The organism is Priestia sp. P5_B4 (assembly GCF_056400385.1).
The window spans coordinates 1-1224 of the sequence record NZ_JBFULJ010001039.1 but is presented as its reverse complement, the minus strand read 5'-3'; the positions used below and the strand labels follow the sequence as shown (position 1 = coordinate 1224).

Below are 1224 nucleotides of genomic sequence, written 5' to 3'. Positions count from 1 at the left end.
GGGTTTTAATCATGTTAACAAAAAATCATACTCAAAGTTTAGTGGAGTTATTAAACGATAAAATAGTACCTTCTCTATATGAGATAAGAAAATATCAGGGCCCAAATGGAGAGGTCAAAAGAAATTACGAAAAAGCTAGAGAGCTCTTATTAAAAGTAGTTGCTGAAACTGAAACAATATATAACTCTTTAAATTTACCTGAAGTGTGGAATGCATTAAAAAATGACGTATGTGATTGGATTGAAAGAGGACTCGATCAAGCTCCTTATTTTGATCAAACGTTAATTGCTTATAGCCCGCCTGCAAACGGGGAGGCGACGTTCTTTTTAGGACCGATTGTAACGCCTAATGGCCCTACAAAAAGAGGATTTTATTTAGAAGCCTTTATCGCTGTGCGCGATGAACCTGAAATCATGAAATCCATCGAAGCAGACCTTCCTCATCCTAAAAATGGGTGTGAATCTTTAAAGCTGTTGGCTGGTACTCAAGGATTTATGGAAGGGAAGTGTATTGTATTTTTCCCTGAGAATGTAAAAACAAAAGAAAAGGTAACAAGTCAAAACTTCGCGATATTTTTCTTTAATAAATTTCACAGCATATACAATGAGGATACATTAAAAAGAGCGTCTTCTATCTTTCCTGATTTCAACTTTAAATCTCATACTATGAATAGAGAAGACACTTATCAGGCAAGGGTAATCTGGGGATATCTGCATGATTATTACCATCACTGCGGAAATAAACCTTTTGACCAACATATACAGGCGAAAATGAATTTTTTTGCAGGCATACTAGAAGAAGTTAAAGTAGATTGCCAGACGGTGCTGACTCTTCATAAAAGAAAATATCCTTTTTGGGAAGAGATAACGGAATTTGTTCTCTTTGAACGACTTTTAAGATACCCTAGTCAGCATAATGCACCTCGAAACWTTGATTCTGGAACAGGTTTTTTTCTTTTTAGCTGGCTAGTTGCAAATGGGCGTTCAATATCCCGAAAAGGAGACCATGCTTATTTAGATTTAGACATATGCTTAAAAGAACTGGATCTTTTAGTAAAAGAAATTGAAGAACTTGAAATGATTCAAAGTGACCTTGACTATAAAGAAGAAGCTGAACATTATGTTCGAAAATACTTATTACCTAGTGAGAACGATGATAAATTTATTATCCCGGACAATTACTTTATTAATCAGCAAAATAAAAAGATTGAAGTTCCATACTTAC

General features: G+C 34.7%; 1 protein-coding gene. It reads left to right on the top strand.

Annotation, left to right across the window (positions count from 1 at the left end; all coding sequences use genetic code 11):
- Positions 1-11: 11 nt before the first annotated feature.
- Positions 12-1224: DUF6421 family protein (locus AC1DRF_RS28585; RefSeq protein WP_477742385.1), on the top strand; the 1213-nt coding region annotated here is incomplete at its 3' end.